General features: G+C 70.2%; 12 protein-coding genes. 3 read left to right on the top strand and 9 right to left on the bottom strand.

All coding sequences use genetic code 11. From position 1 onward, the window contains the following. Nucleotides 1-293: 293 nt before the first annotated feature. Complete coding sequence (locus AACH11_RS15035; protein WP_341375054.1) at nucleotides 294-1,400, bottom strand: RluA family pseudouridine synthase; 1,107 nt, start codon at nucleotides 1,398-1,400, stop codon at nucleotides 294-296. 205 nt (nucleotides 1,401-1,605) lie between these two features. Here AACH11_RS15035 and AACH11_RS15030 point away from each other — a divergent pair, with 205 nt between their 5' ends. Continuing rightward, entirely contained in the window at nucleotides 1,606-2,466 is an 861-nt protein-coding gene (locus AACH11_RS15030) for an outer membrane protein assembly factor BamD (protein ID WP_341375053.1), read from the top strand. Between the two features lie 238 nt (nucleotides 2,467-2,704). Further along, nucleotides 2,705-3,022, top strand: a complete 318-nt coding sequence (locus AACH11_RS15025; protein WP_341375052.1) for a hypothetical protein — start codon at nucleotides 2,705-2,707, stop codon at nucleotides 3,020-3,022. Between the two features lie 45 nt (nucleotides 3,023-3,067). Here the strand turns inward: AACH11_RS15025 and AACH11_RS15020 are convergent, their stop codons facing one another. The 3 genes from AACH11_RS15020 to AACH11_RS15010 all read right to left on the bottom strand — a co-directional run bounded on the left by AACH11_RS15020 (nucleotide 3,068) and on the right by AACH11_RS15010 (nucleotide 6,323). Beyond that, nucleotides 3,068-3,673, bottom strand: coding sequence for a 2-hydroxychromene-2-carboxylate isomerase (locus tag AACH11_RS15020; protein ID WP_341375051.1), 606 nt, complete (start codon nucleotides 3,671-3,673; stop codon nucleotides 3,068-3,070). A 146-nt stretch (nucleotides 3,674-3,819) separates the two neighbouring features. Beyond that, nucleotides 3,820-6,009: a DNA repair helicase YoaA gene (gene yoaA, locus AACH11_RS15015; protein ID WP_479725257.1), complete on the bottom strand. Its 2,190-nt coding sequence runs from the start codon at nucleotides 6,007-6,009 to the stop codon at nucleotides 3,820-3,822. 101 nt (nucleotides 6,010-6,110) lie between these two features. Beyond that, nucleotides 6,111-6,323, bottom strand: a complete 213-nt coding sequence (locus AACH11_RS15010; RefSeq protein WP_341375050.1) for a DUF465 domain-containing protein — start codon at nucleotides 6,321-6,323, stop codon at nucleotides 6,111-6,113. 43 nt (nucleotides 6,324-6,366) lie between these two features. On the opposite strand from AACH11_RS15010, the gene AACH11_RS15005 reads away from it, so the two are divergent. Beyond that, nucleotides 6,367-7,149, top strand: a complete 783-nt coding sequence (locus AACH11_RS15005; RefSeq protein ID WP_341375049.1) for a PP2C family protein-serine/threonine phosphatase — start codon at nucleotides 6,367-6,369, stop codon at nucleotides 7,147-7,149. 55 nt (nucleotides 7,150-7,204) lie between these two features. Here the strand turns inward: AACH11_RS15005 and AACH11_RS15000 are convergent, their stop codons facing one another. The 5 genes from AACH11_RS15000 to AACH11_RS14980 form a co-directional block, all read right to left on the bottom strand. Beyond that, entirely contained in the window at nucleotides 7,205-7,555 is a 351-nt protein-coding gene (locus tag AACH11_RS15000; protein WP_341375048.1) for a hypothetical protein, read from the bottom strand. Nucleotides 7,556-7,668: 113 nt separating this feature from the next. Then, complete coding sequence (gene zapE / locus AACH11_RS14995; RefSeq protein ID WP_341375047.1) at nucleotides 7,669-8,769, bottom strand: cell division protein ZapE; 1,101 nt, start codon at nucleotides 8,767-8,769, stop codon at nucleotides 7,669-7,671. A 152-nt stretch (nucleotides 8,770-8,921) separates the two neighbouring features. Beyond that, nucleotides 8,922-10,349 (bottom strand): dihydrolipoyl dehydrogenase, encoded by a 1,428-nt coding sequence (gene lpdA / locus AACH11_RS14990; RefSeq protein WP_341375046.1) that lies wholly within the window; start codon nucleotides 10,347-10,349, stop codon nucleotides 8,922-8,924. Nucleotides 10,350-10,481: 132 nt separating this feature from the next. Next, nucleotides 10,482-11,744 carry a 2-oxoglutarate dehydrogenase complex dihydrolipoyllysine-residue succinyltransferase gene (odhB, locus tag AACH11_RS14985; protein WP_341375045.1) on the bottom strand — a complete coding sequence of 421 codons (1,263 nt, stop codon included), beginning with the start codon at nucleotides 11,742-11,744 and terminating at the stop codon, nucleotides 10,482-10,484. 240 nt (nucleotides 11,745-11,984) lie between these two features. Continuing rightward, on the bottom strand, nucleotides 11,985-14,837 hold the full coding sequence (locus AACH11_RS14980; RefSeq protein ID WP_341375044.1) for a 2-oxoglutarate dehydrogenase E1 component: 2,853 nt from the start codon (nucleotides 14,835-14,837) through the stop codon (nucleotides 11,985-11,987). Between the last annotated feature and the right edge of the window lie 50 nt (nucleotides 14,838-14,887).

Raw genomic sequence — 14,887 nt, 5'->3', positions numbered from 1 at the left:
GGCGGACACGACTTCGAAGTTCGGTGAAGGACTCGGTGCGGACCGCACCCGCGGTGCGCCCGTTGACCCGGAGCACCGACCCCGACCCGCGAGGTGCGCGGACACGGGAGCGACGGAACCTTCGGGCGGGACGGCCGAGCGGCCGGACCCTGTGCAGCCACACCGATCCGGTCTTCAACCTGATCGACGCTGGCGGACCCCTCGGGCCTCCTGGCGCTGCATGGACCGGCATTGTAGCCGGCAAAACCCGGTCGCCTGCATGAGCGGCATCCCGACAGGCCGCAGACCGTCCGTCAGCCCTCGTTCCAGGGCGCCAGGGCGCCTGCAACGGCGGCCCAGGCCGCGCCGAAGTCCGGCGGTGGCGCGGCACGTAACGCCAGCGTGCGTCCGTCGTGCGGGTGCACGAAGGACAGCGCCACCGCATGCAGCGCCTGGCGCTGCAGCCCCAACGCGGGCCGCCCTCCGTAGAGCGCATCGGCCAGCAGCGGCAGCCCGCGTGAGGCCAGATGCACGCGGATCTGGTGGGTACGGCCGGTGTGCAACCGGCAACGCAGGGCGCTGACGGCTCCCTGATGCAGGCCACCCAGCCACTGCCCCTCGGGCAGGCGGGCACGCGCCAGCACCTCGACGTCGGTGCGGGCCGGCTTGGCCCCGGCCACCACCGCCATGCGCAGGCGAGAGACGGGATCCCGGCCGATCGGCGCGTCGATCGCCTGGGCGTCCCAGACGGGTGCGCCGTGGGCCAACGCGAGATAGACGCGACGCACCTCGCGTGCAGCGATGGCCCGCACGAGTGCGGTGTGGGCAGGCAAGGACTTCGCCACCACCATCAGGCCACTGGTGTCCTTGTCCAGCCGATGCACGATGCCGGCACGCGGCAGCGTGGCCGCCGCGGCATGGTGAGCCAGCAGGCCGTTGAGCAGCGTGCCGCTCCAGTTGCCCGCCGCCGGGTGAACGACCAGGCCGGCCGGCTTGTGCAGCACCATCAGGTGAGCGTCCTCATGCCGGATGTCGAGCGCCATCGACTGCGGCACCCAGGCCAGCACCTCATCGGGCGGCACCAGCTCCAACGCGATGTGCTGTCCCTGGCGCAGCTTGCGTGACGGGGTGGTCACGGGCTGGCCGTCCAGCCGGACATGGCCACGCTCGGCCAGCTGCTGCAGATGGCTGCGCGAGTGCTCGGGCGCCAGGCCGACCAGCACCCGGTCCAGACGCTGGCCATGACCGACCGCATCGACGATGTGCCGGATGACCGGCGACGGCAGGTCCGGTCGCGGCGACGGTGCGCCCCCCGGCGACACACCGTCCTCATCGTCGAGCAGGTCGTCGGCCAGCGCCTCATCGGGGCGGGCAGCGGTCTCAGGGTGGGCGGAGGCGGGAGACGGTCTGGAGGCGGCCATTAGAATCGTTCGGGACAGATGGGGCCGCGGCAGCACGATGCCAGCGCGCGGACCGGAGCGCTACGGTGATGGACGACGGACATCGGCGACGGGCACGCGCACAGCAGGCGCGTGGCGGACCGAGGACGGCCCCGGGCCCTGGCGCACCGGCACCACCCCGTCGCCCAGCCCGAGCCCGCTGCACGCGCAGCCCGACGACCGACCGATGAACCAGCCCGACCGACAGTCCCTGCACGCCCCTGCCACGCCGGCCGCCACTGCACCGCGGGCTTCGCGCCACCGCGCTGGGTGGGCAGGCATCCTGCTGGCACTGACGCTGGCCGGCTGCGCATCGACCCCCGATCCGGCCAACGATCCGACCCTGTCGGCCGAAAAATTGTATGCGGACGCCCGCGAGGACCTGACGGCCGGCGCCTACGACAAGGCCGTCAAGACCCTTGAGCGGGTCGAAGGCCGGGGCGCCGGCACCCTGCTCGCCCAGCAGGCGCTGCTGGACATGGCCTGGGCGCAGTGGAAGCTCGGCGAGCGGGCATCGGCGCTGGCCAGCGTCGATCGCTTCATCAAGCTCCATCCGTCGAGCCCGGCGATGGACTACGCGCTCTACCTGAAGGGCCTGATCAACTTCGCCGACAACCTGGGCCTGCTCAGCGGGCTGTCGCGCCAGAACCTGGCCGAACGCGACCAGCAGGCCGCGCGTGACGCGCACCAGGCCTTCGCCCAGCTGATCGAGCAGCATCCACAGTCCCGGTACGCCGACGATGCGCGTTATCGCATGGACTACATCGTCAACCTGCTGGCCGAGCACGAGGTGCTGGTGGCGCGCTACTACTACCGGCGTGGCGCCTACCTGGCGGCGGCCAACCGGGCCCAGTCGGCCTTGCGCGAGTTCCAGCGCGCACCGGCGCTGGAAGAGGCGCTCTACATCCTGGCCGCCAGCTATGACAAGCTGGGCCTGGAGACACTGGCGCGTGATGCCGAGCGCGTGCTGCTGCGCAATTTCCCCGACACCCGTCACATGCGCGACGGCGTGCGGCTGCCCGAGAAGGCCTGGTGGCAGTTCTGGTGAGTCACCGGCGACGGACATCGGACACCGTCATCTGAGCGTCCGGCCGCCCCGTGTCCCGTCGTGGTGCACGGCCGTGGTGCCAGCCGGGCCCGGATCCGTGCAGCGCGACTCCGGTCGGTACCACGCCGGCGCCGGAAGCGGACGCGGCATGCAGGTGCGCCCCTTGCTTGGATGTGTCCAGGTGTGTCGCGTTGCCGGATCATCGGCAGCGCGAGTGGACGACAGGAGGCACCCGACGATGACCGAAAGCGAGAAGCTGGCCCTGGCCGCCCATCTGCATGTCGTGATGCGGCGCCGGATCGGTCGCGTGACCGACGTCGAATGGATGGTGCAGGACCCGGCCTATGCCCGCGCGATGATCGACATCGCGATGGGCTGCGGCCACGAGGATGTCCAGGAGCGGGCCCGCAAGCTGCAGACCGCCCTGTTTCCGCCGCGCAGCCGGCCGCTGGTCGAGGCCCAGGCCACGGAGCCGGTCGAGCCCCGCCGCCCGGTGCGCCAGCCACTGGCCGATCTGGTCAACGGCGCGCGGACCTACGTCGGCGGCCTGCGCTGAACGCCGGCCGACGACGGCCCGGCCTGCCCGCGGCGCGGGGGCGACTCAGACCCGGCCGTCGCGCAGCAGCGCCTCGACCTGATCCAGCCGGTCGAAGCCCCAGAACGGCTCGCCATCGACGATGACGAAGGGCGAGCCGAACACGCCCTTGGCCATGGCCAGATCGGTCTCGGCACGCAGCTGTTCCTTGATCGCGGCGCTCTGCACGCCGTCGAGCAGGGCCGCGCCATCCAGGCCCAGGCCGCTGGCCAGCTCGGCCAGCACGGCCGTGTCGCTGATGTTGCGGTTGTCGACGAAGGCCGCCTGGAAGATCGCGCGCGCCAGCCGCACCGACATCTCGTCGCCCTTGGCGCTCTGCGCCCACAGCATCGCGCGGGCGGCGTTCTGCGTCGGCACCGGGAAGTTGTCGGGCTTGCGGAAGGCGATCTTGTGGAAGCGCGCGGTGCGCTCGACGTCGCGCACGCTGTAGGCGCCCTTCAGCGGGATCAGCGGCAGCGGCGTCGCGCCGGTCGTCTTGAACACGGTATCCAGCAGCACCGGATGCCAGTCCACGCCGCGGCCGTGGCGGGCGGCCAGGTCATCGATCACGGTGCTGGCGAAGTAGCCGTAGGGCGAGCCGAAGTCGAAGTAGAAGTCGATGGCGTTGGGCATGGGCAGGGTCGGCGGACAGGGTCAGGAAACGGTGGACAACAGCGGCGGAGCGACGGCGGGTGGCGTCGGCGCGCCGCGCGCGGTGGACGGTGGACGGCGGTCGGAATCTGGCAGCGGGCGGCCTGCAGGCCATGGCCGCCGCGGCCTCAGCCGGAGCGCCGGCTGACGATCTCGTCGAGCCAGGCCATCGCATCGTCCTCGGTATCGAGGGCGCCCATCGGCGGCAGCGCCGCACGCAGGCGGCGTCCGTAGGGCATCTGCCGCAAGCGCGGGTCGGCGATCACCAGCAGGCCGAGGTCGTCCTCGCTGCGGATCAGACGGCCGGCGCCCTGCTTGAGCGCGATGGCGGCCTCGGCCAGGTAGTAGGCGTCGAAGGGGTCGCGGCCCTCGGCCTGCAGCGCCTGGCTGCGGGCCTGCACCAGCGGATCACCGGGCGGCGGGAACGGCAGCTTGTCGATCAGCACGCACTGCAGCGCCTCGCCGGGCACGTCGATGCCCTCCCAGAAGCTGGCCGAGCCGACCAGCACCGAGCGCGGCGTGTCGAGAAAGCGCTGCAGCAGCGTGCGCTTGGGGTGCTGGCCCTGGACCCAGACCGACAGCGGCTCGGCCGCCGCCGCAGCCGCATCCTGCAAGGCCTGGGCGATCACCGGCAGGACCCTCAAGGTGGTCGTCAGCACGAAGGTCCGGCCGCCGAGCCGGCCGGCCAGCCGTGCGGCCAGCGCACCGACGGCCGCCGGATGCGAGGGCTCGGCCGGCTTGGGAAAATGGCGCGGCACCCAGGTGCGGGCATGGGCCGGATAGTCGAAGGGGCTGTCCACGCGCAGCGTGGGCGCGTCCTCCAGCGCCGCGGCCTCGGTGAACCAACTGAGTCGATCATCACTGCCGAGGGTGGCCGAGGTGAAGATCCAGGCCCGCGGCGCGAGTGCGCGCTGCTCGGTGAACAGGTCGCGGATGTGCAGCGGCGACTCGATCAGCCGTGCATCCCGCGGACCGACGTCGATCCAGCGCACGCGCTCGAGCGCCGGTGGCGCGGCGAAGGCCCGGGCGCGACGGGCCAGCAGCTCGCCACGCTCGGCCAGACGGCCGAACTCAGGGGCCGCGCCTTCGACCGCGACCAGTGCATCCTGCGCCGCGTCGGCCGCCTGGGCCAGGCTTTCCAGGGCCTGCTGGAACGCGGCCTGACCCGCCCGTTCGTCCCAGCGCAGCTTGACCACGCCGCGCAGCTCACGCAGCGGTCCCGCACTGGCCAGCCGCAGATCCCGCGCCGCCAGCTCCAGCGCACCGGCCACGCGTGGCCAGTCGGCCAGACCGCGGGCCAGGCTCTGGCCGGCAGCCAGCAGATCGCGCGCGTAGTCCAGCAGCTGGCTGCTGCCCAGTTGCTGGCCGAGGAACTGCAGACCGGTCTCGACCAGCTGGTGGGCCTCGTCGAAGACCGCCGCGTCGACGCTGGGCAGCAGCTCGGCCACGCCCGAATCGCGCAGCGACAGGTCGGCGAAGAACAGGTGGTGGTTGACGACCACCAGATCGGCGGCCATCGCCTCACGCCGCGCCTTGACGACGTGGCAGTCGCGCCAGCGCGGGCACTCCTGGCCCAGGCAGTTGTCGCGGGTGGAGGTGACCAGCGGGATCACCGGGCTGCGATCGTCCAGGCCGTCGATCTCGGCCAGGTCGCCGCTGCGGGTGGCCGCGGCCCAGGTCTCGATGCGGGCCAGCGCGCGGATCGACTGGCGGTCGGGGAAGCTGCCGCTCTCGCGCGCCTGGGCCATGCGGTGCAGGCACAGATAGCTGGTGCGGCCCTTGAGCAGGGCCAGCTTGACCGGCTTGCCCAGCGTGTCACGCAGGCGCGGCAGGTCGCGCAGGAAGAGCTGGTCCTGCAGGCTCTTGGTGGCGGTCGAGACCAGCGCACGGCGGCCCGACAGCAGCAGCGGCACGAGGTAGGCGAAGGTCTTGCCGACGCCGGTACCGGCCTCGGCCACCAGCGGCTCGCGGCGCACGATGGCGCGCGCCATCGCCGCGGCCAGCCGCTGCTGCGGCTCGCGCTCGACGAAGCCGGCATCGGCCTGCGACAGCAGCCCGCCGGGCGCCAGCGCGGTGGCCACCGCCGCGCACAGCGTGGCCTCGTCGAGGGCATCGTCGGCCACGGCCTCCGCGGCCTGCGGATCGGTCGAGGATTCGCCCCACAGGGCGTCGTCGGCCACGGCATCGGCTTCGGCACCGATGCGGGCCGGCGGCTCGCACACCTGAAGGGCCGGCGCACCCATCAGGCTGTCGACCAGGCGGTGGAAGGCCTCACGCGTGGTGGGCGTGGTGGGCGTGGTGGACTGCACCGTTGCCACGACCCCCTCCCCTTGCCGCGGGGGGACGACCGGTGCCGACGCCTCGACGGACGCAGAATCGACGCCATGAGCCGGTGCGTCGGACGGACGATCCACGGGATTCACGCGGGCTCGCGCGGCTCGATCAGCCGCTCCAGACAGGCGATCTCGTCGCGCAGGCGCAGGCGGCGCTTCTTCAACCGGCGCAGCGCCAGATCGTCCTCACGAGCCTCGTCCGGCGTGACGGCCCAGCCGTCGATGCGGGCGTCCAGCTCGGCATGCGCGATGCGCAGCTCGATCAGCCGTCGCTGTGGCGAATGCAGGTTCCCGTCCATCGACACACCGCCGTCCATGACCCGGAGTTTATAGTCGCGCGCCATGAACCTGCCCCTGAGCACACAAGCCCCCGCGGCCTACCGTCTGCAGGCCGCCACCGCCCTGCACCGCGGTGACCGGGCCTATCAGCAGGACCAGGTCGAGATCTTCCAGCACGCCCGCATCAAGGGCTGCCTGATGGCGGTGCTCGCCGATGGCATGGGTGGCAAGAGCGGCGGCCGCAAGGCCGCCGACCAGGTGCTGCTGACGGCACGGCAGCTGTTCGAGCGCCACCTGCCCGGCAAGGACGATGCGGGTGAGCTGCTGCGCCAGCTGGTGCTGGAATCGCACCTGATGATCAAGCTGACGGCCATCGCCACCGAGGAAGAGCCGCACAGCACGATCGCCGCCTTCCTGCTGGGGCCGGGCATGAGCTGTGTCGGCGTGCATGCGGGCGACAGCCGCATCTACCACTTCCGTGGCGCCGAGATGCTGACCCGCAGCATCGACCACTCCTATGTGCAGCGCCTGATGGACGAAGGCAAGCTGACCGAGGAGCAGGCCGCCAACCACCCGCAGGCCAATCTGCTGACCGGCTGCCTGGGCACGCCGGTCGATCCGCCGGTGGTGCTGGCCCACTATGACGAGCTGCGGCCCGGCGACACGCTGATGGTCTGCAGCGACGGTCTGTGGCACTACTACACGACGCGCGAGCTCGGCATGGTGCTGGACCGCCTGCCGCCGCGCGAGGCGGCGGAGAACCTGGTGGCACGCGCCCGTCAGCGCGCCGGTGGCGCCGGCGACAACATCTCGATCGCGCTGGTGCGCATCGAGGCCCTGCCCTGAGGCCGAAGGCCGGTCCGCCGCGGCGCGGTGCCGGCCACGGCAGGCCGCACCCGGCTCAGGGCGTGCCGTCGATGCGGCGGCGGTCGGCCGCGCGCTGACGCTGGGCGGCCCGACGCAGGCGCCGGTCGTCGTCGAGCACCTGCTCGGCCTCCTGCAAGGGCCGCAGCAGCCCGCGCAGCTGCTCACGGGCGCGCGACACGCAGTCGTTCATCGCCCAGCGACGGGCGCAGTCGGCCAGCACCTGCTCATGGTCGGCCCGCGCGCGCTCGCGTGTCTCGTGGATCTCGGCGCGCTGGCGCAGGGTGAGCTCGTCGTCCAGCGCCCCCTGGGCCAGAACCGGCGACGCGGCCAGCACGGCGGCCAGCAGCAAGCCCAGCCGCAGCGGCGAGCGACCTGACGCACCCACCGCACCCACCGCCCTGCCCGCCTCCACGACCGCGCCGCGGACGCCCGCACGCGCCCGTGGCCCGGCAGCGGCCACGAGGGGACTCGTTCCGTCTCTGTCCACCGGCACGGCCCTCAGGTGATGCGGGTGTCGACCTCGCGCCGCTCCAGCGCCAGGTACTCGGCCGACTGCATCTCCTGCAGGCGGCTGATCGTGCGCGGGAACTCGTGCGAGAGCGGCCCCTCGGTGTAGAGCTGTTCGGGCGGCACGGCCGCCGACAGGATCAGCTTGCAGCGGCGGTCGTACATCACGTCGACCAGCAGCGTGAAGCGGCGCGCCTCGCTGGCCATGCGCGGCGGCATGTGCGGCACACCGCTCAGGATGACGGTATGGAACTGCTGCGCGATCTCGAGATAGTCGTTCTGCGAGCGCGGGCCGCCGCACAGGGTGCGGAAGTCGAACCAGACCACGCCGCCGGCCCGCCGGCGCGCCGGCAGCTCACGGTGCTCGATGTGCAGCACCGGATCCTCCTCACGCGCCTCGGCCAGCTCCTCGAAGGTGGCCTTGAGCGCGGCCTCGGCCGCCTCGTCCAGCGGCGTGTGGTAGAGCTGCACATGCTCCAGCGTGCGCCGGCGGTAGTCGGTGCCGGCGTCCACGTTGAGCACCTCGATCTTGTCCTTGAGCAGCGCGATGGCCGGCAGGATGCGGTCGCGGTGCAGGCCGTTCGGATACAGCTCGTCGGGGTGGAAGTTGCTGGTGGTGACGATCGACACGCGGTTGGCGTAGAGCGCCTCCAGCATGCGGTGCAGGATCATCGCGTCGGTGACGTCGGCGATGTGGAACTCGTCGAAGCAGATCAGGCGGTAGCGGCGCGCCACGCGGCGGCCCAGCTCGTCGAGCGGGTTGACCGTGCCCTTGAGCTCCTGCAGCTCGCGGTGCACCTCGCGCATGAACTCGTGGAAGTGCAGCCGGGTCTTGCGCTGCAGCGGCACGGCCTGGAAGAAGCAGTCCATCAGGAAGCTCTTGCCGCGCCCGACGCCACCGTACATGTAGACGCCGCGCGGAATCGGCGGGCGCACCAGCATCTTGGTGATCGCGTTGCCGCGGCGGGCCTTGTAGGCGGCCCATTCGTCCTGGCAGCGCTGCAGGGCGGCCACGGCACGCAACTGAGCCTCGTCGGGCGTGTAGCCGCGTTCGGCCAGGGTCTGGTGGTACAGCTCGGTGACGGAGGTCATCGCGGGAAGGCGTCTGGGGAAGGCCCGGGCGGACGAAGGGGCGGCACGAAGGCCGCCCCTTTCCTGGGTGTGCGGAGGCCGCCGGGTCTGACCCGGTTGTCGGCCGGCCACCGCCGCCGGCACAGGGCCGGCGCACGGCGACGCGGGGACGATCAGAAGTTCAGCGTGCGCTTGTCCACGGCCAGCGCCGCTTCCTTGGTGCTCTCGCTGAGCGACGGATGGGCGTGGCAGATGCGCGCGATGTCCTCGGCGCTGGCCTTGAAGGCCATGGCCACGCAGGCCTCGGCGATCAGCTCGCTGGCGAACGGACCGACGATGTGCACGCCCAGGATCTCGTCGGTCTTGGCATCGGCCAGGAACTTGACGAAACCGGTGGTGTCACCCAGCGCGCGGGCGCGGCCGTTGGCCAGGAAGGGGAACTGGCCGGCCTTGTAGGCGACGCCGTCGGCCTTGAGCTGCTGCTCGGTGCGGCCCACCCACGCGATCTCGGGCGAGGTGTAGATGACCCACGGCACCAGCGCGAAATCGACATGGCCGTGCTGGCCGGCGATGCGCTCGGCGACCGCCACGCCTTCTTCCTCGGCCTTGTGCGCCAGCATCGGGCCGCGCACCACGTCGCCGACGGCCCAGACGCCCGGCAGGTTGGTCCGGCACTCGTCGTCCACGACGATGGCGCCGCGCTCGTCGAGCTTCAGGCCGACGGCCTCGGCGTTCAGGCCGTTGGTGTTGGCGGTGCGGCCGATCGAGATGATCAGCTTGTCGACGGCCAGCGTCTGCGCCTCACCCTTGGCGTTGGTGTAGGCGATCGAGACGCCTTCGCCGGCGGTCTGGATCTCGCCGACCTTGACGCCGAACTCGAACTTCAGGCCCTGCTTCTGGAAGCACTTGAGCGCCTCCTTGGCCACGGCCTCGTCGGCCGCGCCCAGGAAGGTGGGCATGGCTTCGAGGACGGTGACTTCGGCACCCAGACGGCGCCAGACCGAGCCCATCTCCAGGCCGATCACGCCCGAGCCGATGACGCCCAGCCTGGCCGGCACCGCGCCGATGCGCAGCGCGCCGTCGTTGGACAGCACCTTCTCCTCGTCGAACGGGGTGCCGGGCAGCGCGCGGGCGTTCGAGCCGGTGGCGATGATGACCTGCCTGGCCGTCAGCGTCTCGGGCTTGTCGCCGGCCACGGCCAGCTCGTAGCCACCGTCGACGGCCTTGGTGAAGCTCGCCAGACCGTGGAAGAAGCTGACCTTGTTCTTCTTGAACAGGTAGAGGATGCCGTCGTTGTTCTGCTTCACGACGTTGGCCTTGCGGCCGACCATCTTCGCGACATCCATCTTGACGTCACCGACGGTGATGCCGTGGTCGCCGAAGTGGTGCAGCGCGTGCTCGTAGTGCTCGGACGACTGCAGCAGCGCCTTCGACGGGATGCAACCGACGTTGGTGCAGGTGCCGCCGGGGGCGGGACCGCCCTTGTCGTTCTTCCACGCGTCGACGCAGGCGACGTTGAAACCCAGCTGGGCGGCACGGATGGCCGCGATGTAGCCGCCGGGACCGGCACCGATCACGACGACATCGAATGACTTGGACATGGGAAATTCCTGGTGGGACGGAAGCCGGACGCGGCAGCCCCTGCCGGGCCGCGCGTCGCATGGATCACCCGGGGCCGGCCACCGGCCAGGCCCCTCGGATCAGGCGTCAGCAGGCGCTGACGCCGGTGCCGCTCAGATGTCGAACAGCAGGCGCGCCGGGTCTTCCAGCGCTTCCTTCATCGTCACCAGGCCCAGCACGGCTTCGCGGCCGTCGATGATGCGGTGGTCGTAGCTCATCGCCAGGTAGTTGATCGGACGGACGACGACTTCGCCGTTCTCGACCACGGCGCGGTCCTTGGTCGCGTGCACGCCCAGGATGGCCGACTGCGGCGGGTTGATGATCGGCGTCGACAGCATCGAGCCGAAGGTGCCGCCATTGGAGATCGAGAAGGTGCCGCCGGTCAGCTCTTCCAGACCCAGCTTGCCGTCACGCGCCTTCTGACCGTACTCGGCGATCTTCTTCTCGATCTCGGCGAAGGTCATCTGGTCGGCGTTGCGCAGGATGGGCACCACCAGACCGCGCGGCGAACCCACCGCGATGCCGATGTCGAAGTAGCCGTGGTAGACGATGTCGTTGCCGTCGACCGAGGCGTTCAGGACCGGGAACTTCTTCAGCGCGGCGACCGCGGCCTTGACGAAGAAGCTCATGAAGCCCAGCTTGACGCCGTGTTCCTTCTCGAACTTGTCCTGGAACTTCTTGCGCATGGCCATCACCGGGGCCATGTTCACTTCGTTGAAGGTCGTCAGGATGGCGTTGGTCGACTGCGACTGCAGCAGACGCTCGGCGACGCGGGCGCGCAGGCGGCTCATCGGCACGCGCTGCTCCGGGCGGTCACCCAGGTTGGCCACGGGTGCGGCGACCTGCTGCAGCGCCGGCTTGGGCGCGGCGGCCGGTGCCGGTGCCGGAGCGGCCTTCGGCGCGGCGGCACCGGTGGCGACGGCACCCAGCACGTCACCCTTGGTGATGCGGCCATCCTTGCCGGTACCGGCGACGGAGCCGGCGGCCAGACCGTTGTCGGCCATCAGCTTGGCGGCGGCGGGCATGGCCACGTCGCTCTTGCTGCCACCGGTGGCAGCCGGGGCCGCAGCCGCGGCGACGGGCGCAGCGGCCGGGGCGGCGACGGCCGGGGCCGGGGCGGCGGCGCCGGCCTTGCCTTCGGTGTCGATGCGGGCGATCAGCTGGTCGCTGACCACGGTGCCGCCGTCGGCGACGACCAGCTCGGCCAGCACGCCGGCCGACGGGGCCGGCACTTCGAGCACGACCTTGTCGGTCTCGATCTCGATCAGGATCTCATCGACGGCCACGGCTTCGCCGGGCTTCTTCTTCCATTGCAGCAGGGTGGCCTCGGCCACCGATTCGGACAGTTGGGGAACCTTGACTTCGACGATTGCCATGATGTTCTCGGTATCGGTGAGCGCGCGCGGCAGCCTGCCGGAGGGTCATGCAGGACCGGCTGAAGGGGTGCGACGGCGGCGTGTGGCCGTCACGCCCGGGCCGGATCAGGCCTCGCGAGCGCGGAGTGTCTGGAAAAATGAGGGGGATCAGCGGAGGCGGAAGGGACGTGCACCCGGCACGTCCCGGTGCCGGAACGGCGCATGGCACGAGGCCTGCGCCGCATCCGGCACGGATTCCGGTCACTTGGTCAGGACGAAGCCCTTGAGCTTGGCGAAGGCCTGGTCCAGCAAGGCCTTCTGCTGCTCCTGGTGCAGATGGGCGTAGCCGACCGCCGGCGACGCGGACGGCGCACGTCCTGCGTAGCCCAGCTTCTGACCGTCGAGCATGTTCTCGTGGATGTAGTGCTGCACGAAGAACCAGGCGCCCTGGTTCTGCGGCTCGTCCTGGCACCACACGATGTCGGTGACGTTCGGGTACTTCTTGAGCTCGGCGGCGAAGGCCTTGTGCGGGAACGGGTAGAGCTGCTCGACCCGGATGATCGCCGTGTCGTAGGCCTTCTTGTCCTCGCGCTTCTTGACCAGGTCGTAGTAGACCTTGCCCGAGCAGCAGATCACGCGCTTGACCTTGTCGGCCGCGATCGTGTCGTTCTGCTCCGGGATCACGGTCTGGAAACCGCCCTTGGTGAAGTCGGCCAGCGGCGAGGTGGCTTCCTTGTTCCGCAGCAGCGACTTCGGGGTCATGATGACCAGCGGCTTGCGGAACTGGCGCACCACCTGGCGACGCAGCACATGGAAGATCTGGCTGGCCGTGGTCGGCTGCACGATCTGCATGTTGTTGTCGGCGGCCAGCTGCATGAAGCGCTCCAGACGCGCCGAGCTGTGCTCGGGGCCCTGGCCTTCATAGCCGTGCGGCAGCATCATCACCAGGCCGTTGGCGCGACCCCACTTCACCTCGCCCGAGGCGATGAACTGGTCGATCACCACCTGCGCGCCGTTGGCGAAGTCGCCGAACTGGGCTTCCCAGATCACCAGCGCGTTCGGCTCGGAACCGGCATAGCCGTACTCGAAGCCCAGCACCGCCTCTTCCGACAGGATCGAGTCGATGACGACGAACGGCGCCTGGTTGTCGGCCACGTGCTCCAGCGGCACGTAGGTGCCTTCGTCCCACTTCTCGCGCTTCTGGTCGTGGATGACCGCGTGGCGGTGGGTGAAGGTGCCGCGGCCGCAGTCCTCGCCCGACAGGCGAACCGCGTAGCCCGAGGCCACCAGCGAGGCGAAGGCCATGTGCTCGCCCATGCCCCAGTCGACGTTGACGTCGCCCCGGCCCATGGCCGCGCGGTCGTCATAGACCTTCTTGACCAGCGGGTGCAGATTGACCGACGCCGGGAAGGTCGTCAGACGCTCGGACAGGCGCTTCCACTCGGTCAGCGGAATGGCGGTGTCCGCGGCGTCCGTCCACTTCTTGCCGACGAACGGCGACCAGTCGACCGCGTACTTGCTCTTGAAGTTGCTGATGACCGGATCGACGGTGTGGCGGCCCTCGTCCATGGCGGCGCGATAGGCCTTGACCATGTCGTCGCCCAGCGTGTCGCCCAGACCCTGGGTGGCCAGCTTGTCGGCGTACAGACGGCGGGTGCCGGGATGGGCCGCGATCTTCTTGTACATCAGCGGCTGGGTCAGCGCAGGGGTGTCCTGCTCGTTGTGACCCAGCTTGCGGAAGCAGATGATGTCGACCACGACGTCCTTGCGGAACGTCATGCGGAATTCCAGCGCCAGCTGCGTGGCCAGCACGACGGCTTCCGGATCGTCACCGTTGACGTGCAGCACCGGCGACTCGACCATCTTGACGATGTCGGTGCAGTACAGCGTCGAGCGCAGGTCGCGCGGGTCGCTGGTGGTGAAGCCGATCTGGTTGTTGATGATCAGGTGCACCGTGCCGCCGGTGGAGTACCCGCGGGTCTCCGACAGCATCAGCGTTTCCTGGTTCACGCCCTGGCCACCGAAGGCCGAGTCGCCGTGCACCAGCACCGGCAGCACCTGGGCGCCCTGCTTGTCGCCGCGGCGGTCCATGCGGGCGCGCACCGAGCCCTCGACCACCGGATTCACGATTTCCAGGTGGGAGGGGTTGAAGGCCAGGCTCAGGTGCACCGGTCCACCGATGGTGGAGATGTCCGAGCTGAAGCCCTGGTGGTACTTGACGTCACCGGCGGGCAGGTCTTCCGGCGCGGTGTGGTCGAACTCGGCGAACAGGTCCTTGGGCATCTTGCCCAGGGTGTTGACCAGCACGTTCAGACGGCCGCGGTGGGCCATGCCGATCACGATCTCCTGCACGCCCTTCTCACCGGCCTGCTGGATCAGCGCATCCATCGCGGCGATGAACGACTCGCCACCTTCCAGCGAGAAGCGCTTCTGGCCGACGTACTTGGTGTGCAGGTAGCGTTCGAGGCCTTCGGCCGCGGTCAGGCGGTCGAGGATGTGCTTCTTCTGGCTGGCGTTGAAGGCCGGCTTGGAGCGGATGCCTTCGAGCTTCTGCTGCCACCAGCGCTTCTGCGTCTGGTCGGTGATGTGGTTGAACTCGGCGCCGATGGTGCCGCAGTAGGTCTCGCGCAGGGCCTGCAGCATGTCGCGCAGGCTCATGTTCTCCTTGCCGAAATACGTGTTGGCGGCGGAGAACGTGATGTCCATGTCGGACTCGGACAGGTCGTAGAACGCCGGTTCGAGTTCGGGGATCTTCGGACGCTCGGTGCGCTTGAGCGGATCGAGATCGGCCCAGCGGGCGCCGACGTTGCGGTACGCGGCGATCAGCGACTGGACGTGGACCTGCTTGCGGGCGACCGCGAGATCCGTCGACGACGCCTTGACGGCGAAGGCGTTGGACTTGGCGCGCTGGGCGAAGGACTCGACGACGGGCGCATGGGCCACGTCGCGACCGTCCGTGCCGTCGACGGCCGGCACGTGCTGCAGGGCGTCGAAATAATCGCGCCATTGCTCGGGCACGCTGCCCGGGTTGTCGAGGTAGGCCTCGTAGAGTTCCTCGACATACGGGGCGTTGCCCCCGAACAGGTACGAGTTGGACCTGCTTTGCTGCATCATCTTGCGCTCACCTTCCGTCCCGGTTTCCAGGACTCCGATGGGTTGAAAAA

The organism is Pseudaquabacterium rugosum, assembly GCF_038066575.1.
In the GTDB taxonomy this organism is placed as follows: Bacteria; Pseudomonadota; Gammaproteobacteria; order Burkholderiales; family Burkholderiaceae_C; genus Pseudaquabacterium; species Pseudaquabacterium rugosum.
The sequence above is the reverse complement of the archived record's forward strand: the minus strand, read 5'-3'. Positions and strand labels throughout refer to the sequence as shown.